Raw genomic sequence first — 18,549 nt, 5'->3', positions numbered from 1 at the left:
CCGCCGATGCTTCTTCGACCGACGCCCGAGCTCGCCGCGTTGCGACAGGACTGGACGTTCGCGCCCAATAAGCCACCATGGCGCGTGCAGGTGCGGCGACTGGGGCAGCGCGTTCTTCGGCGCGTGCCGGCGCCGGCCCGGCGCGTGCTGCGCTCGCCTGCGGGCGTCGGCGCCTGGACCATATATTTCGTCTTCACGCCCGACGGCCTGCTCCAAGCGCCGCACCGGTTTGCGTTGGACCGGCTGCGCGCACTCGGCCGCCCTCTCCTCGTCGTATGCGCCGCGCCGTCGCCCGCCGACATTCCCGCCGACCTCGCCGCGGCCGCCGACGCGCTCGTCTGGAAGGATCTGCCGGGCTTCGACTTCTCGGCCTACACCGCGGGCCTCGCGACACTCGCAGAGCACTGCCCCGGCAGCGACGCCCTGGTGCTGAACGACTCCACCTTCGGGCCGCTCGTCGACCTCGCGCCGTGGCTGGCGCTGGCGCGGTGGGACCTGACCGGGTTCACGGCGACGGCCAACGTGGAGAACCACATCCAGAGCTACGCCTTCCACCTCAAAGGCGTGACGCCCGCCCGCATGCGCGCGCTCGGGCCGGTGCTGATGCCGGCGCATGCCTATGACCGCTTCTGGGGCGTGGTGCTCAATCAGGAGACGCGTTTCGCCCGGGTGGCGAGCCGGTCGATGAGCGTGGGATCGCTCCTGTTCTCGGACATGCTCGAAGCCGAGGACCCGACGCTCCAGCTCGCGCTGCCGCTCGTCCGTGCGGGTTTCCCCTTCCTCAAACGGTCGCTGCTGGGCGGCAAGCTGGCGCATCTCCATCCCGAGCACGAGGTGCGCGACGCGCTACGGGCAGCCGGCTATCCGGCGTGACCCGCACGGCTATGCGCCGTGAGGTCGATCGGATAAGGCGCGGCGATGACCAGCCTCAGTGAAAGGCCGCACGCTGGGCGTCGCCTCTGCTACTTCGCGCACTACGACCCTGACCCGATCGTCGGCGATCATGTGATCCGCTACTTGTCGGCGTTGCGGGACGCGGGCTTCTCCATCGCGTTCGGAACGCCGTGCGCGCTGGACGAGACGGAGCGCGCCAAGGTGGCCGCCGTCGTCGACACGGTGTTGTTGCGCGACAATATCGGCCTGGATTTCGGCACCTGGATCGACCTGCTCGACCGTCAGCCGCCCGGCGAAGATGACCTCGTCCTCCTGTGCAACGACTCCGTTTACGCGCCGATCGGCGACCTCCGCGCGTTCGTTGACGACCTCCTCTCCCATCGGGCCGATTTCTTCGGCGCGGTGGCGAGCGGTGAGGTGACGTCGCACCTGCAGAGCTGGTTCATGATCTTCGGCTCGCAGGCGCATCGCTCCGCCGCGTTCCGCTCGCTGCTGCGGCCTGGCGCCATCACCGCCGAAACGACCAAGACGGAAATCGTGTACGGGTTCGAGATGGGCCTGACCCGGCGTCTGGTGGAGGCGGGCTTCCGCTACCATGCGGCTTACGACTGGCGGCGCGACAGCCGGATCGCCAAGCGCACCCCTTTCAACCCCACGCACCTGCTCTGGGACGAGCTGGTCGCAGCCGGCGTTCCGTTCATCAAAGTTGAGCTGCTGCGCTACAACCCCGCTTCGGTCAGGGGCGTGGAGGACTGGCGGTCGCTGGTCGGCGCGCGCGCGCCAGAGATGCTCCCCTTGATCGAACAAGACCTCGCGCGCCGGGGTGGACGGGGCCGGGCCGCGCCCATTGGGACCGCGCCGTCGGGATCGCGCCTGAAGGGGGCGCCGGATCCCGTCTACCGACGGCAGATGCGCCGGTTGCTCATCCGGGACTACAGGGCCGTGCGGCGCGGCCGCCGGACCGCAGCCGCCGTCAACGCGGCGCTGGCGCATGCCGCGTGGCAATATGCGCGGTTCGGGCGGGTCGTGAAATGGACGGTGCTGGACGGCTTGGCGGCGCTGGCGCGGCGCGCGCGGCGGGCCGCCTGATGGCGCGGAAACGGCGGGGCCGGTGAGCCTGGCCCGCAACACCGGCGTGAACCTCGCCTCGTCCGTCCTGCTGGTCGGCGTGGCGCTGGTCTCGGTGCCGCTCTACATCGAGCTGGTCGGGCTGGAACGATACGGCGTGTTGTCGATCTGCTGGCTCCTGCTCGGCTATCTGGGCCTGTTCGACTTGGGGCTCGGGCGCGCCGTGACGCAGGGCATCGCGGCGCTGCCTCCAGGCCACAGCCCCGAGGCCAACCCCGACCCGATCTTCTGGACTGGCTTGTTCGCCAGCGTGGCGCTCGCGCTCGTCGCCTTCGCCGTCGCGCTTCCGGCCGGCTATCTCGCGCTGCGCTCGATCGACTTCACGGATCCGGCGCTGGCGGACGAAGCGCGGCGCGCCGTGCCGCTGATCGCCTGCGCAGTGCCCGTCAACATCGTGGCGGGCGTGTGCACGGGCGCGCTGATCGGCCGCTCGCGCTTCGGCGTGATCGGTTTGATTGACACCGCGTCCAGCCTCGCCGCAACCGCGGCCCCGCTGGTCGTCGCGGCGCTGGGCTCGTCCGACCTGCCCGCGCTCGTCGCCGCTTCGCTCGTAGCGCGCGCGCTGTCCGGCCTGTGCGCGGCGCTCGCGGCGCGGCGTTTGGTTCCGATCGGCCCCGTCCGACGACCGTCGCGCGCGCTGCTGCGCCGTATGCTATCGTTCGGCGGGTGGGTCAGCCTGTCCAACACCGTCGGTCCCATCCTGTCGATGTGGGACCGGTTCGTCATCGGCGTGATGCTCGGGCCCCGCGCGGTGTCCGTCTACGTCATCCCGTTCCAGGCCGTCACCCGGTTGCTCATGGCGCCCGAAGCATTGCATCGCGCGCTGTTTCCCCGTCTGTCCGGGATGGATCAGGACGATGCGGCGAAACTCTGCTCCGTGAGCGTCGGAGCGTTGTCGCTCCTGATGACGCCCGCCGTGCTGGCGGCGCTTCTCGCGATCCACCCCTTTTTCGAATTGTGGATTGGCCCGGCGCTGGCGCTCGAGGCGGCGCGGATCGCCTACCTGCTCGTGCCCGGCATCTGGGCCAACGCGTTGGCGCTGGTCGCGTTCGCGCTGCTCCATGCGCAGAGGCGCGCTTCCGCCTCGGCGCTGCTCCATCTCGCGGAGGTCGTTCCTTACGTCGTGCTGCTCTGGCTCGCGATACGCTGGTTCGGCGTCGCGGGCGCGGCGGCCTTGTGGAGCCTCCGCACGGTCGTCGACGCCTGGGTGATGTTCCGGATTTCATCGGCGGGCGTCGCACCGGTCGCCGGCAACCTCGGCCCCTTCGCGGCGGTCCTGTCGGCTAGCGCGGCCGCGGTGCTGCTACCGCCCGGCGGCGGCGCGCAGGTCGCGGCGCTGCTCGCGGCGCTCGCGCTCGGCTCGGCGTTGGCGTATCGCGCGACGCCGCCCGAAGCGCTCGCGCTGCTGCGCGTATTGGCGGAAGGCGTCCGCGGCCGCCTCGCCGCACGCCCACTCAGGGCTCGCGGAAGCAGCTGATGTTGAGCTGGAGGTCGAATCCCTGGTCCGACCGCTCCACGAACGGCAACCGGACGCAGTGCGCTCCGTTGATGATGTAGCGGAAGCCCGCCCGGCCTACTAGATTCAGCAGGTCGCCCAGCCTTTGCGGCTCGCCCGTGTGGCTGTGGTATTCGAAGAACAGCTGGTCCACCTGCGCCAGCTCGGGCTCGATGTCGAACAGGACGCGGTTCTCCGCCCCTTCGATATCGATTTTGAGGAAATCGACTGGTCGCTTGGCGAGCTCGTCCTTGAGCCGCTCCGCCCTGACCGTGACGGGCGCCGCCTTGTGCGCGAAGTCGGTCGTAACCGACCCCGCAAGCGAACCTTCGGCGTAGAAGGTGAGCTCCGTATCTTCGATCCAGGCGGCCGCCTGCCGAACATCGACGCCGGGCAGGTCGGCGACGTTCCGACGCAACATCGCGCAGATCGCCGCGTCGGGCTCGTAGGCGACGACCGTGGCCTGAGGATAGAGACGTTTGAAGTACAGGACGCTCAAGCCGATATTCGCGCCCGCGTCGATGATGTGCGGCGCGTCCGTTTTGGCGCGAAAGCGGTACACCTCGTCGTAGAACAGTTCCTGGACCGAATGGAGGAAGCCCTGCCGGTCCGAATAGACGACGGGCCGGTCTAGCAGCCGCGTCTCGCCCGGGGTGAAGAGCGGCTGCCCGCGTACATGCCGATATGCGCGCGCGCTCATCACCTCGCGCATGGGCGAGAGACGCCGCCTCACCCGTTCGATCACGCTCATCAGCCCGCTTTCCCTCCGTTGCGCTCCGCCGCGGACGTCACCGCGCGCCATGCCCCGTCAGCATCGTACGGATCGTCTTGGCCACGATCAGCAGGTCGATCCAGGGCGAGTAATTCTTGATGTAGTAGAAATCGTAGTGGAGCTTGCTGCGCACCTCCTCCACCTCGGCGACATGGCCCTGGACGACCTGCGCCCAGCCGGCGATCCCCGGCCGCACGATATGGCGGTACAGGTAGAACGGGATCTCAGCCTGGTACCAGCGCGACAGCACTTCCGCCTCGGGCCGCGGGCCGATCCAGCTCATCTCGCCGCGCAGCACGTTGATGATCTGCGGCAACTCGTCGATGCGCGTGTAGCGGAGGAACCGGCCCAGCTTGGTGACGCGCGCGTCCGCGTCGCGGGTCATCGCGGCGGCGCGCGCGTCGGTGGGATCGTCCGCCACCGTCATGGTGCGGAACTTGTAGACCTGAAACGGCCGGCCGCGATAGCCGATGCGCGTCTGCCGGAACAGCGCGGGCCCGGGCGAGCTCAGCTTCACCGCCACCGCCACCGCCAGCAGGAACGGCAGCAATAGGAAGCCGGCGACCAGCGCCGCCACCCAGTCGATCAGGTGTTTGACGGTCATCCACGCCGACACGGGCGCCAGCGAGCCGAAATTGTTCTCGGACAGGTGCTCCAGCTCGACGCGCCCCGACAACGATTCGAACAGGTGCTTGATGTGGAGCACGGGCATGCCGTCCAGCGCATACTCCGCCAGCCGGCGCTCCCAAGCCTCCGGCAGATCGACGCGCAGGTCCGCCGCCACGGCGTTCAGGCCCGACACGTCCGCCGTCGGCGACGACAGCGGGACCCAGGTGATGCCTTCGACCTCGGGCCGCTCCTTCGCGCTGCCGAAGGTCAGGAGGCCGATGCGCAGCCTCTGCTCCCGCTGTGCGCGGCCTTGCGTGAAGAACAACCAGGTCAGGCTCCCCGCAAAGGCGAGCGATAGCGTAAGGCGGCTATAGTCGAAGCGCGCGAGCAGGAACACGAGCAGCACCGCGCCGTAGGACAGCGACATGGCCGGCAGGACGTATCCGCTCGCCTCCACGCCCGGATAGGTGCTGACGTTGCGCAGGAGCCAAATGCCCAGCAGGTTGGCGACGACCGCGCCGAGGAACGTCTCGTGGACCGGCCCGATCGCCTCCAGGGGACCGAGCGTCGCGATCCTGATGAGGTACGGCACCAACGCACCGAACAGAAGGCATCCGGCCATCTGGGTACGTAAGCGTTGCCATGGGGAACGGTGGATGCCGACCGCGACCATATTGTCCTGAAAGGTCTCACTATTGCCGGATCGGCCGCCCGCCCCGTTCCTGAAACGGCGACACCGGCCTCCCGTCCGACGCCTGTCCGCACCGGCGCGGGGGACGCGCCGGACATGCCCGCATAAGCGCTCGGCGCGCGGGGCGCAATGCGGGCGCGCGAGTGCAGGCGGCGATTGAGTGCGGGCCGCCCCGCCCTATATGCGGGCCTTTTTCCGAGGATTAGCCGTTCGTGCTGAGTAAGTTGTTCCGAAAGTCCCGAGCCGTCGCCCTGCCCCGTGCAGCTGACGGCGAGCGCGTCTATGCGATCGGCGACATTCACGGCCGGCTCGATTGCCTCAACGACATCTTGGACCAGATCGCCACCGACGACGACGGCCGCGGCCCGGCGTGCACCGTCCTCGTCTTCCTGGGCGACTATGTCGACCGCGGCCCGGATTCGCGCGCGGTGGTGGAGCGGCTGATGGCCGTCGAGGCCTCGGACACGCCCTGCATCTTCCTCAAAGGCAATCACGAAGAGATGCTGCTCCGCGCCGCCAAGGGCGACCGCAGCATCCTGTCGACCTTCGACCGGGTCGGCGGCCGGGAGACGCTGATCAGCTACGGCGTCTCACCCGAGCTGTACGACGATAGCGGACTGGCCGATCTCCCGGCCCTGATCGAGGAGCATGTGCCGCCCGAGCACCTCGCCTTTCTCGACCGCGCCCAGGACCATCATCTCTCGGGCGATTACCTGTTCGTACACGCGGGCGTTCGGCCCGGCGTCGAGCTGGAGCAGCAGAAGCCGACCGAGATGCGCTGGATCCGCGACGAGTTCCTCCGATTCCGCCAGGATTTCGGCCATGTCGTCGTCCACGGCCATACCGTGACCAACGACATCGACGTCCATCACAACCGCATCGGGATCGACGTCGGCGCCTACGCCACGGGGCGGCTCGCCGCCATCGGCCTGGAAGGTGCCGACCGCTGGTTCCTGCTGAGCGACGCCGACGAGCGCGACTGAGCGCGTCAGCGCACCGCGACCCTTCCCACCGAGCCCGACACCGGCGTAGGGCCCTCGGCGGAGGGCACATGCAGCTCGAGCCACTGGGCCGGACAGCCTGAAGGCACCGAGAACCGTGCGCGGAACGCCGCGCCCGTCGAAGCTGCCGAGGGCAGCGGCGCGTCGGACAGCACCCGCGCGCCGCCCGCGCAGACAAGCCGGAAGCTGGGCGACACGCCCCCGCCACCCAGCACGACATCGTACGCCGTGCCCGAGAGCTCGTGGGCTCCGGGTGCGAGCAGCAACAGCTGCCGCGCGGCGACGCCCCCGGCCCCCGACGTAGCCTCGAAGCGCAGGGTGCCGCCGTTGTCGCCCAGCGGCTCCGCGGCCAGCCCGGGCAGCTGCGACAAGTTCCAGTCGAACGGGGTCGGCGCTTCTTCCGTGCGGGCGAAGTCGCCGTTCCGCACGCCGGCGCGCGGCGTTCCCGGATTGAAGCCGGCGTAGAGCGACCACGCCTGTCCGAACGCCCCCGCCTCCACCATGCGCGCGGTCGCCGCCGCGATCGTGGGCTCCGGCACCAGCCCGCCCTTCCGGCGGACGGCCTCGTACAGCGCCGCCATCGCCCGGTAATCCGTCCCGGTCTGCGCCAGCTGCTGCATGAACTGATATGACCAGACCGGCCGACGCGCGAGCGTGGTCGACAGCGGCGCGATCATGTCGTCGCCGGTCACCGCCTGGACGAGGACGGGGAACAGCACGGAAGGGGCGAGCCTCGACGTCCGCAGCGCCACGTCATAGTGGTGGAGCGCGCCCTCGACGTCGTTGCGCCGCACCGCGTCCTCGATTAGCCAGATCCGCGTCGCGAAATCGCGCCGGGACAGCTTTCCCGAGTAGCGCATGAGCCGCGCCGCCTCCGCGGGCCGCCTCGCCAGGTCTTTGACCAGGCCCGCCGCCACGACCGCGTCGACATTGCCCGGATCACGCGCCAGCGCGCGGGCGGCGAGCGCCATCGCCTCCGCGCGAGCCGCGGGGCTCTGCTCCGTCTGGATACGCTTGCGCGCCTTCTCGCCCAGCGCGCGCGCGTTGCCGGGCGACAAGCGGAGCGCGAAGTCGGGATCGCGCCCGGCGAAGACGTTGCCCGCCGTGACGCGCGCAGCGAAGACGAGCAGCGCCGCCAGCCCGGCGAGCAGCAGCACGCGCGCGATCAGCCCGCGACCCATGAACCCGGCCCCCGACGACCCGGCCCCCGACGACCCGGCCATAATCAGGCCCGAGCCGCCCCCCGGCTGGCGTCGCCGTAGCCGTAGCCATACTCGTAGCCATAGCCGGTGCTGGCCCGCTTGGGCTCGAATTTAGTGAGCACGACGCCGATGATGCGCGCGTTGGCCGCCGCGAGCCGCTGCAGCGCGGTGCGGGCCAAACCGGCTCGGATACCGTGCGACTCGACCGCGAACACGACCGCCTCGGTCCGGGTGCCGATCAGCGGCGCGTCGGCCAGGCCCATCACCGGCGGCGCGTCGATGATGACGTGATCATACGTCCGCAGCAGCGCGTCGATGAGTTGCGGCAGGCGCGCGCCGGTCAGCAGCTCGGCGGCGTTGGGCGGGATCGGCCCGGCCGTGATCGCGTCGAAGTCGAACTCGTCGACATGGACGACCAGCGAGCCCAGATCGTCCGTGCCGGTCAGGTAATTGCTGACGCCCCGCTCGTGCCCGGTGCCGATCAGGTGGTGGACCGACGGCGAGCGGAGGTCGCCGTCGACCAGCACGACCTTGCGCTTGGAGCGCGCGAGCAGGGTCGCCAGCGCGAGCGCGGTGGTAGACTTGCCTTCGGCGGGCCGCGTGCTGGTCACCGCCAGGGAGCGCGGAACGCCGCTCTCCGTCGAGAACTGCAGGCTCGTCTGGATGGCGAAATAGGCATCCACCAGCGGCGACTTGCGATCGCGCAGCGCGTCGATGGGCGCGCGGCCGGTCAGCTTCGGCACCGTACCCAGGAGCGGCACGCCCAGGCTCCGCTCCACTTCCTCCGCATCGTCGATCGACTCGTGCGTCTGCTCCAGGTAGAAGGCGAGCATCACGCCGATCGCCGAGCCGGCCAGCAGCGCCAGGATCATGTTGAGCACCAGGCGCGGGCTCGACGGACGCTCCGGCACGTCGGCGTCGTCGACGACCGACACGTTGTTGACGCCCACGCCGCCGGCGACGCCGATCTCGCGGTAGCGCTGGAGCAGCGCGTTGTAGAGCAGGCGGTTGGTGTCCACCTCGCGCTGCAGGATGTTGTACTGGATGCTGCGGCGACGCAGGTCGAGCACGTCGTCCGTCAGCTGCTGGACGCGCTCCTGTAGCGCCCGCTCGCGCTCCACCGCGCCGCGATAGACGCCCTCGAGCGAGCCGCCCACGCGCTGCTCCTCGCGCGCGATGCTTCGGTCGAGCTGAGCGAGTTGCGTGGCGATCGCCCGTGCGCCGGGATACTCCGGCTTGAACTGCAGCAGGAGCCGCTGGTAATCGGCCGCGAGCTCCGCGCGCTTGCTGCGCAGCGTGTTCAGCGCAGCGTTGCCGAGCGCCTCCGACGTCTCACCGCTCCGACCGCGCGTCTCTTCATAGCGCGCCTGCGCCTGGACGCGGTCAGCGGTCGCCTTGAGCAACTCGTTATTGAGCGTTTCGAGGTTGGTGCCTAGGATTGAGTTGGAGTCCTTCTCGGTGCCCACCGAAAGGATACGCTGCTGCGAGGCATAGTTCACCAGAGCACGCTCCGACTGCTCCAGCCGGCCGCGCAGCTGCCCGATCCGGTTCTCCAGGAACTGGCGCGCGTAGGAGGTCGCTTCGTAGCGTCGCTCCAGCGTCGCCTGAATGAAGTTGGCGGACCAGGCGTTGGCCACCTTGGCCGAGATCTGGGGGTCCGGGCTGGTGAACGATAAGTCGATCAGCCGCGACGCGCGCAGCGGTGATACGTCCACGTTGTCGAGCAGGAGCGCGCCAGCCACGCGGATACGCCGCGCGCGGTCTCCCGCGGATCCCCCGCGGTCGCCGGCGGGGAACAAGGTGATCGGATCCACGTCAAACATTTCGAAGAAGCGCGGGTCGTCGACGAGTCGCAGCTGCGTGGCGACACGCTCGGCAAGCGAGCGCGCCTTCAGTAGGCCATACTGGGTCTGGTAGAATTCCTGATCACCGGCCGTGGCATCCCGCTCGACGCCCTGGATGTTGACGATCGCGTTGCCCTCGCGCGCGATCTCGATCGTGCTCTGCGCGGTGTATTGCCGCGTCATCAGCAGGGTGACGATAATGCCGGCCAGCAGCGCCGCGGCGATCGAGCCGGCGATGACCTTGCGCCAGCGCCAGGCGATCCGTGTATATTGCCGGACGAGCGAGACCTGCTCCTCCTGCCCTCCGAACGCGTCGGCCGGCAGCAGCGCGACGCTGCCGCTGGTGAACTGCCGAACACTTTGTGCTTGGTTCATGTCGTGTCCAGCCCGTTACTGCAGCGCAACGATCAAGGGCGCGGAAAGAAGCGGCGCGATCGCGAGGAAATCTTGGAACATCCGCCGCTCCTTCGAGTCGCCGACGATGACGAGGTCGTTGGCGAAGATGGGCGGATCCTCATAGGTCCCGCGGCGGATCGCGTCGAGATTATACAGGCCGGCTATGCGACGGTTGTTGACGGTGCGGAGAATGACTACGTCCTCGCTGCGCCCGAACTCGCTCAGCCCCTTGGCGGAGGCGACGGCGCGCACCAGCGTGGTCTGGTTCGTGACGGGGTAGAGCCCCGGCTCGTTGACCGACCCGTCCACCGTGACGACCTGGCTTACCGAATTGCGTACGTTCACCGTGACTTGCGGGTTGCGCACGTAGCGGTCGAGCTGCGCTTCGATCATCGCCGCAACCTCGTTAGCCGTCTTGCCGCGCACGTCCATCTCGCCGATCAGCGGCATAGAGATGCGGCCGCTGGCGTCCACGCGCAACTCGCGCGTCAGGTCCGGCACGTTGAACACGTCCACCCCAATCGTGTCGAGCGGCCCGATGAAGCTGGCGCGATCGGCGGCGACCAGATCGGGCCGGGTCGGCGCCGGTAAGCGCTCCATCCGGACCACGTCCAGGTTCGGCGTGCTCACCAGCCGGGGGCCGGACGAACAGCCGGCGAGAAGGATCGCGCTCGCCAGAGCGCAGCGGTTCATACGCATTTCTACAGAAAGCTCTTCCGGTTACATCCCCTGCGGCCTCGCCATAGCGGGGACGATCATTTCGGTAAAGTTGACCTACCCCGCCCACCATCGGCGCGCAAGCGCGAGCTGTAGAGCTGCAGCCATGACGCCACCACCGTCGCGAGCACCATCATCAGCGGCGTGCGCAGGGGATAGTCGGCGAGGCTCGCCAGGAAGATAAGCAGCAACAGGCCGGACGCCACCCGCCCCATCAGCACGAACGGCGCGGACGCCGGCGCGCGCCAGAGCGCGGCCGTGCGCCACGCCCACCAAACCAGCACCGCCGCCAGCAGCGCTGCGCCGGCCGCACCCACCTCGATCACCAGCTGGAGCACGTCGTTGTGCGCCTGGTTGAGATAGGTGAAGCTCAGCAGCTCGAACGGCTGGAAGCGCCGGTACACGGGATCGAACGCGCCGAAGCCGATGCCGGCGGGGAAGAACCGCTCCGTCATCGCCCAGAGCGTGGGCAGCACCCGGCTTCGCAGATCGTCGGACGCGTTCAGCAGGAAGAAGCGCTGCACGGACGCCGCCTGCCCGAAGGTCAGCGCCACCACGAGCAGCGCCGCCGTGCCCGCCGCGGCGCCCGCCAGGGTCAGCGTGCGCGTCCTGCGCGGCAGCCGCGCCAGCCCGCCGGCCGCGCGCCGCGCGACGACCGCCAGCGCCATCACCAGCGCCAGCCCGCCCAGCACAAAGCCGGAGCGCGAGCCCGTGGCGGGGATCGCCAGCACGAGGAGCACGCCGAGCCCCAACCCCAGCCACGCCCGCTGCCGGCCGGGCCGGCTCCGCCCGCCCTGCCCGAGAGCCCAGAGCGCGATCAGCGGCAGGCCGAGCACGAGCAGCAGCGCCCCGTGGTTCCGGTTGGCGAAGAAGCCCGCCGCGGCCGTAGGCGCGTTGGTGGCGTAGGGCTGGAACAGGCCGGGCGCCGCGCCCGACAGCTGGGCCACGCCCAGCACCGCGCTCGCGCCCACTACCAGCAGCACGGGCGTGACCAGCCGCGCCCGCTCCTCGCGCGACAGGCAGCCCAAGCCGATGGCGGCGGCGGCGGGCGGCAGCAGCGCCAGCAGCGCGTTCCAGCCGCGATCCGGCGACAGGTGCAACGGCCGCCAAGGCTGCGCGGCGCCCAGTCCCGCCGCGAGCTCGCGGTAAAGGTCGCGGCCCGGCAGCGCGGTCCAGATGTTCGGCGGCAGGGGCACGAGCTGTACCGCGGCGAGCAGCGCCATCACGCCTAGGATCGCGAACACGGGCGTCAAGCCGCGGGCGGAGAAGCGCGGGCGGATGAGCACCAGCGCCGCCACGAAGAGGATGGAGGCGGACCGCACGAACACCTGCGCGAGCGAGTCGGCCCGCGACGAGCCGCCGGTCAACGCCACGATCGCGAGGAATGCATAAAAGGCGAGCAGCGCGAGCGACGGGCGCGACGCCTCCACTCTCGTGCGGCGTCTCGCGCCGGAAGGTGATCGATCCATCATGTGCCCAGTAGCCGCGGAGCCGTCGGGACGCCATCAGCGCGACTGACGCGCCGCGAATGCCCACCCGACAGGTGCGAAAGGCAAGAAAAAAGCGCCTCTATCGCTAGAGGCGCTTTTCCTGGTCCGGCTTGCGCCGGAACGGCTTAGGGGCTGTCGGGATCGTCGTCGGAATCGGCGACGATGATGATGCCGGCGATCACCGCGGCCGCGGCGAGGATCGCCACGAGCACGCCACCGCCGACGGCCTCGTTGGCCTGGGCCGACGCGGCGCCCTGACGCGCGACCGGGGCGACCGACAGCTTGCTCGCGTCGGCGGCCTGCGCGGCGACCGGAGCGCCGGCCAGCGACAGCGCCATCGCGGCGGCCGCGGCCTTACCCAACATCTTCATGACTCACACTCCCTTTTCATGAGCTCTGAAACTCAATGAGAACTCTCGACGTGATCGAGATGAGGTGCCCCTATTGCATGGCAGCAAACGCTTGCCAACCCTTTGAACGCCCCTCCCCTACGCCGCGGGGACCATCCTGTGCCCCGACCGCGACATTTTAGCAACGCCCTAGTTAACGGCTTAGCTTGAACTAGGCACGTTGCATGGTCGCCGGAAGCAGTGTCGAGCGACCATCGTGGGCCGTAAAATGATCGAAGAAGAGCTAGGTTCCAGAACCATTTACCTTGCGTCCTGGCTGCAAATCGGACGTCGTTCGATGGCGTCGCCCCGCTGCAAGCGCGACCGACGGCCAAGCGCCTAGGGCGTTAACCACTCATCTTGCTGAAAAAACAATTTGGTTGTGTTGCTTTACTTGCCTCGGCGGGCACTTGCCATGCGTTCGGCGCTCGGTTACCCGTGCCGGGCCAATTCGAGAGGGAGGAGCTTGTCCAGAGCGGCGAAGCCGCGGGATTGAACCGGACTGGCTGGCGGAACGGGGGATCTCGCCGTCGCCGGCATTCTTGCAATGGCAGCAAGCGTTCGCCTCTCCGGGCAGCGCGTAATCTCTTGAGTTCTAAAGGGAGCAAATGATGGCCACTTTCACTGGCACTGAGAACAACGACGCTCTTACCGGCGGCAATGACAATGACTCGCTCGTCGGCCTGGGCGGCAACGACACGCTGAACGGCGGTCGCGGCAACGATACCATGGAGGGCGGTGACGGCAACGACACTTATGTCGTTGACGCGCAGGGCGACGTCGTGACGGACGCCGGAACCGGCTCAGACATCGTCTTCGTGGACGTGGCCAGCCTGCTGGCGAATTCAAACACGCTGACCACGACCTACGACGTGTCCGGCCTCGCCAACATCGAAGCGATCTCGGCGCAGAACCAGGCGGGCACCCAAGGTTTCAATCTGTCGGGCACCAGCGCGGCGGGCACCATCGTCGGCAATAACGGCGTCAATACCTTCAATATCACGACCTCCACGGCGCAGACGTTGATCGGTCTGGGCGGCAACGACACCTACAATGTCGGCGCGGCTACCACGGTCGTTCAGGAATCGGCGAGCGGCGGCACCGACACGGTTAACGTGGCCTTTGCCGGTTCGTTCACCTCCTACAATCTGACAGCGGGTAATTCGGTCGAAGTCGTCAACCTCACGGGCGCGGTCGCGGGTACGGTCAACGGTAACGAGCTGGCGCAGACGATCAACGGCTCGACCGGCAACGACACGATCGGCGGCGGCGGCGGTGCCGACGTGCTCAACGGCGGCGACGGAAACGATCTCTTCTCCGTGCAGCAGGGCGTGATCGTCAATGGCGACGCGGGTACCGACCGCGTGATCTCGACCACCAGCTTCGCGCTCGCGACCGGCACTGACGCCGGTGTCGAGACGTTGGAGCTCGCCGGCCGGGCTATTACGGGTACCGCTTCCGCCAACATCTTGACGGCCAACACGTCGGCTAACGAAGGAGCATTCCTCGTCGGCGACAGGGGCGCGCAGACCATCTTCGGCGACGCGGGTTCTAACACCCTGCTCGGCGCGGCCAACAGCACCGACTCGACCGGCGCCGACACCCTGGTTGGTTTGGGCGGCAGCGACATCTACCGCGTCTACAAGCAGACCGACGTAGTCGTCGAGGGCTCGAGCGCGGCGAACTCGTCGGCCTCCACCGGCGGCTTCGACACGGTGTATACCTCCGTCAGCTATGACCTGGCCGCTAACGACACGGCTGCGGCCGCCGCGGCGACCGCGCTCGGCTTCGCCAACGGCGCCTCCGTGCAGGAGATTGAGGTTCTTTCGGCGGCCGATCAGACGTCGACCACCGGCCTCGCCCTCACCGGCAACACCTACGCGCAGAACGTCATCGGCGCCGCGGGCAACGACACCCTCAACGGCGGCGGCGGATCCGACAACCTGATCGGCCTCGACGGCGACGACACCTATAGCGTGTCCAACGCGAACGTGGGCATCCAAGAGGCTGAGGATGGCGGCGTCGATACCGTCAACGTGTCCTTCGGCACGGGAGCCGGCGCGTTCACCGCTTTCGTCCTGAGCGCGAATGCGGAAGTCGAAGCCATCGTCAATACGTCGACCAACGCGGGCAGCATCACCGGCAACGCGTTCGCGCAGACCATCACCGGCAACTCGGGCGCTGACAGCCTGATCGGCGGTGGCGGCACGGATACGCTGGTCGGCGGCACGGGTGCGGACGTCTACACCGTCGATAGCGCGGGCGACATCATCATCGAAGCTGCCAGCGCCGACATCGATACCGTGCTCGTGTCCTCGGCGATCACCGACAGCTTCTACGCCCTGAACGCGGGCGCGGACGTTGAGGTCCTCCGTGCGGCTCCGTACTCCGGCACGGCGACGACGTTGGCGGCCCGCGCGACGAGCACGACGGGCGTTGACCTGGTGGGTAACGACACCGCGCAGCTCATCACGGGCGACAACGGGTCGAACACCATACTGGGTGCGGCGACCGCCGCGACTACGGGCGGCGTCAACGACACGCTGGCGGGCCTGAGCGGCGACGACATCTACCGCGTCTATGACGATGCGGACGTGGTGGTCGAGGGCACGAACGGCGGCAACGACATCGTCTTCACCAACGTGAACTTCAGCTTGGCCGACAATGCCGGTCGCGCGGTCACGTTCACGGGCGGTCTCTCGACCGCGGTGACGGACGGTCCGACGGCCACCAACGGCCAGATCGAGACGTTGTCGGCGGCGGACCAGGCCAGTGTGACCGGCCTGACGCTGCTGGGCGATGCGGGCGCCAACCGCATCATCGGCAACAACGGCTCGAACACCCTGGGCGGTGGAGCCGGCAACGACGTCCTGATCGGCCTTGGCCGTGGCGACCAGTTCTACTTCGCCGAAACCGGCGCGGCGAATGCGGACGTCATCCAAGACTTCAACGCCGTCAACGGCGGTGACCGTCTGTTGCTCAACAACACCGTGTTCGCTGTGGGCGCGGCCGGTACGACGTTGTCGGACGACCAGTTCTTCACCACGTCGGGTGGCGATACCACGTCGGCGGCGGGTACGGCGCAGATCGTTTACGATGCGGCGACCGGCCGTCTGTTCTACGATGCCAACGGCGGCTCGATCACCGATGCGGTCTTGTTCGCCACGGTGTCGCCGAACACGGACCTGATCGCGTCCGATATTCTGCTGACCGCTACCGCGCCGGCGCTTTAAGCTTCGGACGACAGCAGAGTCTTACTGGAGACCCCCGTCGCGAGACGGGGGTCTTTTTTTGCCTGATCTATTCGCCGGCGCGCGGCTATTTGGGTCGTTCCGCATGGCACTCGTGCTTGACCCGTTCGAGGCGGCGCGCAGCTCGGACTCCTGTTTTCCTCCCGAGTGGACCGAGCCGCTTCCTCACCCCGATCGGCGTCGAAGCCGACATGATGGGGAAGCCTCCCTCCCCGGCATATCCCGATACGAGTTCGCGCCTACCGCTCGAACATCTGCCATTCCAGGCGAAGGCCGGGTCCCAACAACGATGATCGTCGATTGTTGGGTGGCACGCTCGACGACGACACCCCAGCTGGACCCCGGATTTTACCGGAGAGGGTCGTCCATCCTCAAAAGGTGCAAGCGCCGACCGCGTTCAGCGCCGTCGGCGTATATGCCCTCGCCTGAGCTCTCCACGCCGGCATGCGGGCTGAGGCGAGCTCGGCAAGAGCATGGCGGCGGACGAGTAAGTCGAAGGTAGTGCGCTGATACAGCCTCGATCAACGACACCAGCGCGGGGTCGGTCCCGCGGACGAGTGACTCCGTGCCGAACTGTTCGGCGCCATACGTCGGTCGAGCAAGAAGGCCGCCGTACTTAGGGTACGACGGCCTCTCCGATCCCACTTCTAAGCGTAAGCTGGCACTCCGCCCTGCGCCGATCCCGATCAGCGCGGCGGCGGGGCGCCCATGCCCGGCGGCATGCCGCCCATGCCCTGCATCTGCTGCATCACCTCGGCCTGCGAGCGGAAGTCGAGGAGCTGGACGTCGAAGACCAGCGTCGAATTGGGCGGGATCGCGCCGTTGCCCGCGCCCTGCTCGCCGTAAGCGAGCTGCGGCGGCAGCCAGAAGCGGTAGCGCGAGCCGCGTGGCATCAGCTTCAGCCCTTCGGAGAAGCCGGGCACTACGCCCGCGACCGGCATCGGGGTCGGCTGCTGCGATTGATCGAACGTCCTGCCGTCGAGGAACTGACCCTGATAGTTCACCAGCGCCAGGTCGCTGTCGGTCGGACGCGGTCCGCCCGCCTGCCCCGGCTCGATCACCTTGTATTGCAGACCGGAGGCAGTGGTCACCACGCCGCTCGCGCGCGCGTTGCGCGACAGGAAGTCGTCGCCCTGCCGCGCCAGCGCATAGGCCGACACTAGCGCCAGCGCGAGGCCCAGCCACAGCCAGACGAGGTAGCCGCGCTTGACGGGGCGCAGGGGAACGGCGGTGACGTTGGACATGATGCTACTCCGCGCCGACAGGAAAGGCGGGCGGAAACGGGCCCGCGACCCGCGACAAATTGGGTGGGGAACGGCGGCGCGGCGGTGCCGCCGCGCCGGGCCGGGACGTTCTTAGCGCGCCCCGTCGCGCTCGGCGCGCTTGCGCTCCAGCTTGCGGGCGCGGCGCACGGCGGCGGCGCGCTCGCGCGCGCGCTTCTCCGACGGCTTCTCGTAGTGGCGGCGCAGCTTCATCTCGCGATACACGCCCTCCCGCTGCAGCTTCTTCTTGAGCGCGCGCAGTGCCTGGTCGACGTTGTTGTCGCGAACGATGATTTGCATAAACCGCTTGGACTCCGGATCAAATGGGTATCGCGGCCGTGGACGCCCGTCCACGCCGTGGATCGGCGGCGCTTACCAGCGACGTGCCCGCAAAGCAACCTGCCTCTAGCGCAGCGCTACGTCCCGATTGGCGAGCACGGGCGGCAGATAGGGCGTCGGCGCCCCCGCCGGCAACCGCGCCAGCTCGGCTTCCAGCATCCGCGCCCGCGCGCCCGACGACGGATGCGTCCGGCTCCGGAACAGCCCGTGGTCGATGTCGCCGCCATGCTCGCGCCAGAAGCGCGGGGCCGAGGCCGGGTCGTACCCCGCGTTGCGCAGGAGGTGCAGGCCGAGCAGGTCCGCCTCCTCCTCCGTCCGGCGGAACAGCCCCCGGTTGCGCCCGAACTCGGACCGGAAGCCCCATTGCGCGCCCGCCGCCTCCAGCCGCACCCGGTGCCGCAGGATGATGTGCGCCAGCTCGTGCGCGATCACGACCGCCACGTCCTCGTCCCCGTAGCGTTCGAGAAAGCGCACGCCGATCTGGACGATGCGGCCGTCCGCCTTGGCCGTCATCTTCGGGCCGAGCAGCAGCTCGAACGCCGCGCGGCAACCGGGGCTCGCCGCCACCGTCACCGTCCGCGCGACGCCGCCCTGCACCAGGTCGAGCCGCAGCGGTGCGTCGGCGGGCTGCTCCGCCAACACCGCCAGCGCCGCGTCGCGTGTCGCGCCCGTCGGCTCCGCGCCGCCCGCGGGCGCGGGCATCGCCCGGCCGTTCACCGCCGTCACCGCCGCGTTCGCCGGCACGCCCGCGGCCGCGGCCGCCGTGCCCGGCACCACCAGCTCCACCGCGACCGGCCGCTCGAAGCCGAACGCCGCCCGCGCAGCCGCGCGGGTCGCGGGCGCGTACTGGTCGACCGCGTGCAGCACCATGCCCGTCGCCGGCTGCCGCTCCGCGCACAGCGCGACGTTGCCCGTGACGAGCCGGTGCGCGATCGTCGCCAGCCGCATGTCCGCCGCGCGCAGCCGCTCGAACCACGCCGCGTCCGGCTGCTGCGCCGACGCCCGCACCGGCGCGGCGACGAGGAGGAGCGCGAGGAGAAGACGGGTCATCCCCGCGTCATAGCCGCCT

Annotated in this window: 15 protein-coding genes; 5 read left to right on the top strand and 10 right to left on the bottom strand. The window is 69.0% G+C overall.

Features of this window, described 5'->3' with window-relative positions:
* The first annotated feature begins 6 nt into the window (after positions 1-6).
* From CKY28_RS00165 to CKY28_RS00155, 3 genes are read left to right on the top strand one after another with little or no spacing between them, the layout of a single operon-like run.
* A complete protein-coding gene (locus tag CKY28_RS00165; protein WP_095996330.1) occupies positions 7-873 on the top strand; it encodes a hypothetical protein in 867 nt (288 codons plus the stop codon).
* Between the two features lie 45 nt (positions 874-918).
* Positions 919-1,983, top strand: a complete 1,065-nt coding sequence (locus tag CKY28_RS00160; RefSeq protein ID WP_095996329.1) for a rhamnan synthesis F family protein — start codon at positions 919-921, stop codon at positions 1,981-1,983.
* Positions 1,984-2,005: 22 nt separating this feature from the next.
* Positions 2,006-3,499, top strand: a complete 1,494-nt coding sequence (locus CKY28_RS00155) for an oligosaccharide flippase family protein (RefSeq protein WP_095996328.1) — start codon at positions 2,006-2,008, stop codon at positions 3,497-3,499.
* On the opposite strand, the gene CKY28_RS00150 is transcribed toward CKY28_RS00155, so the two are convergent.
* Together CKY28_RS00150 and CKY28_RS00145 are read right to left on the bottom strand one after the other, a co-directional pair.
* Complete coding sequence (locus CKY28_RS00150) at positions 3,477-4,268, bottom strand: FkbM family methyltransferase (protein ID WP_176472898.1); 792 nt, start codon at positions 4,266-4,268, stop codon at positions 3,477-3,479. The genes CKY28_RS00155 and CKY28_RS00150 overlap by 23 nt on opposite strands.
* A gap of 37 nt (positions 4,269-4,305) precedes the next feature.
* Positions 4,306-5,520: a sugar transferase gene (locus tag CKY28_RS00145; RefSeq protein WP_217989534.1), complete on the bottom strand. Its 1,215-nt coding sequence runs from the start codon at positions 5,518-5,520 to the stop codon at positions 4,306-4,308.
* Positions 5,521-5,801: 281 nt separating this feature from the next.
* Here CKY28_RS00145 and CKY28_RS00140 point away from each other — a divergent pair, with 281 nt between their 5' ends.
* Positions 5,802-6,572 (top strand): metallophosphoesterase family protein, encoded by a 771-nt coding sequence (locus tag CKY28_RS00140; RefSeq protein ID WP_095996325.1) that lies wholly within the window; start codon positions 5,802-5,804, stop codon positions 6,570-6,572.
* A gap of 5 nt (positions 6,573-6,577) precedes the next feature.
* Here the strand turns inward: CKY28_RS00140 and CKY28_RS00135 are convergent, their stop codons facing one another.
* The 5 genes from CKY28_RS00135 to CKY28_RS00115 all read right to left on the bottom strand — a co-directional run bounded on the left by CKY28_RS00135 (position 6,578) and on the right by CKY28_RS00115 (position 12,610).
* Positions 6,578-7,771 carry a hypothetical protein gene (locus tag CKY28_RS00135; RefSeq protein WP_141243820.1) on the bottom strand — a complete coding sequence of 398 codons (1,194 nt, stop codon included), beginning with the start codon at positions 7,769-7,771 and terminating at the stop codon, positions 6,578-6,580.
* Positions 7,772-7,815: 44 nt separating this feature from the next.
* Positions 7,816-10,011, bottom strand: a complete 2,196-nt coding sequence (locus tag CKY28_RS00130; RefSeq protein WP_095996323.1) for a GumC family protein — start codon at positions 10,009-10,011, stop codon at positions 7,816-7,818.
* 15 nt (positions 10,012-10,026) lie between these two features.
* Positions 10,027-10,725, bottom strand: coding sequence for a polysaccharide biosynthesis/export family protein (locus CKY28_RS00125; protein WP_245841451.1), 699 nt, complete (start codon positions 10,723-10,725; stop codon positions 10,027-10,029).
* Between the two features lie 62 nt (positions 10,726-10,787).
* Complete coding sequence (locus tag CKY28_RS00120; RefSeq protein WP_095996322.1) at positions 10,788-12,179, bottom strand: O-antigen ligase family protein; 1,392 nt, start codon at positions 12,177-12,179, stop codon at positions 10,788-10,790.
* Positions 12,180-12,364: 185 nt separating this feature from the next.
* Entirely contained in the window at positions 12,365-12,610 is a 246-nt protein-coding gene (locus CKY28_RS00115) for a hypothetical protein (protein WP_095996321.1), read from the bottom strand.
* A 626-nt stretch (positions 12,611-13,236) separates the two neighbouring features.
* On the opposite strand from CKY28_RS00115, the gene CKY28_RS00110 reads away from it, so the two are divergent.
* Entirely contained in the window at positions 13,237-15,861 is a 2,625-nt protein-coding gene (locus CKY28_RS00110; protein ID WP_095996320.1) for a beta strand repeat-containing protein, read from the top strand.
* 704 nt (positions 15,862-16,565) lie between these two features.
* Here the strand turns inward: CKY28_RS00110 and CKY28_RS00105 are convergent.
* The 3 genes from CKY28_RS00105 to CKY28_RS00095 all read right to left on the bottom strand — a co-directional run bounded on the left by CKY28_RS00105 (position 16,566) and on the right by CKY28_RS00095 (position 18,530).
* Positions 16,566-17,123, bottom strand: a complete 558-nt coding sequence (locus tag CKY28_RS00105; protein WP_095996319.1) for an FKBP-type peptidyl-prolyl cis-trans isomerase — start codon at positions 17,121-17,123, stop codon at positions 16,566-16,568.
* 111 nt (positions 17,124-17,234) lie between these two features.
* Entirely contained in the window at positions 17,235-17,441 is a 207-nt protein-coding gene (gene rpsU / locus CKY28_RS00100; protein WP_007404630.1) for a 30S ribosomal protein S21, read from the bottom strand.
* Positions 17,442-17,546: 105 nt separating this feature from the next.
* Positions 17,547-18,530 carry a M48 family metallopeptidase gene (locus CKY28_RS00095; RefSeq protein WP_095996318.1) on the bottom strand — a complete coding sequence of 328 codons (984 nt, stop codon included), beginning with the start codon at positions 18,528-18,530 and terminating at the stop codon, positions 17,547-17,549.
* Positions 18,531-18,549: the final 19 nt, after the last annotated feature.

Source organism: Sphingomonas lenta (assembly GCF_002288825.1).
Taxonomy (GTDB): domain Bacteria; phylum Pseudomonadota; class Alphaproteobacteria; order Sphingomonadales; family Sphingomonadaceae; genus Sphingomonas; species Sphingomonas lenta.
The sequence above is the reverse complement of the archived record's forward strand: the minus strand, read 5'-3'. Positions and strand labels throughout refer to the sequence as shown.

What these genes read in the sequence shown, in the direction of transcription:
- CKY28_RS00125 (WP_245841451.1), bottom strand. Translation starts at nt 10,725, where the DNA reads ATGAACCGCTGCGCTCTGGCGAGCGCGATCCTTCTCGCCGGCTGTTCG.
- CKY28_RS00160 (WP_095996329.1), top strand. Translation starts at nt 919, where the DNA reads ATGACCAGCCTCAGTGAAAGGCCGCACGCTGGGCGTCGCCTCTGCTAC.
- CKY28_RS00110 (WP_095996320.1), top strand. Translation starts at nt 13,237, where the DNA reads ATGATGGCCACTTTCACTGGCACTGAGAACAACGACGCTCTTACCGGC.
- CKY28_RS00130 (WP_095996323.1), bottom strand. Translation starts at nt 10,011, where the DNA reads ATGAACCAAGCACAAAGTGTTCGGCAGTTCACCAGCGGCAGCGTCGCG.
- CKY28_RS00150 (WP_176472898.1), bottom strand. Translation starts at nt 4,268, where the DNA reads ATGAGCGTGATCGAACGGGTGAGGCGGCGTCTCTCGCCCATGCGCGAG.
- CKY28_RS00165 (WP_095996330.1), top strand. Translation starts at nt 7, where the DNA reads ATGCTTCTTCGACCGACGCCCGAGCTCGCCGCGTTGCGACAGGACTGG.
- CKY28_RS00135 (WP_141243820.1), bottom strand. Translation starts at nt 7,771, where the DNA reads ATGGGTCGCGGGCTGATCGCGCGCGTGCTGCTGCTCGCCGGGCTGGCG.
- CKY28_RS00105 (WP_095996319.1), bottom strand. Translation starts at nt 17,123, where the DNA reads ATGTCCAACGTCACCGCCGTTCCCCTGCGCCCCGTCAAGCGCGGCTAC.
- CKY28_RS00115 (WP_095996321.1), bottom strand. Translation starts at nt 12,610, where the DNA reads ATGAAGATGTTGGGTAAGGCCGCGGCCGCCGCGATGGCGCTGTCGCTG.
- CKY28_RS00145 (WP_217989534.1), bottom strand. Translation starts at nt 5,520, where the DNA reads ATGGCCGGATGCCTTCTGTTCGGTGCGTTGGTGCCGTACCTCATCAGG.
- rpsU (WP_007404630.1), bottom strand. Translation starts at nt 17,441, where the DNA reads ATGCAAATCATCGTTCGCGACAACAACGTCGACCAGGCACTGCGCGCG.
- CKY28_RS00095 (WP_095996318.1), bottom strand. Translation starts at nt 18,530, where the DNA reads ATGACCCGTCTTCTCCTCGCGCTCCTCCTCGTCGCCGCGCCGGTGCGG.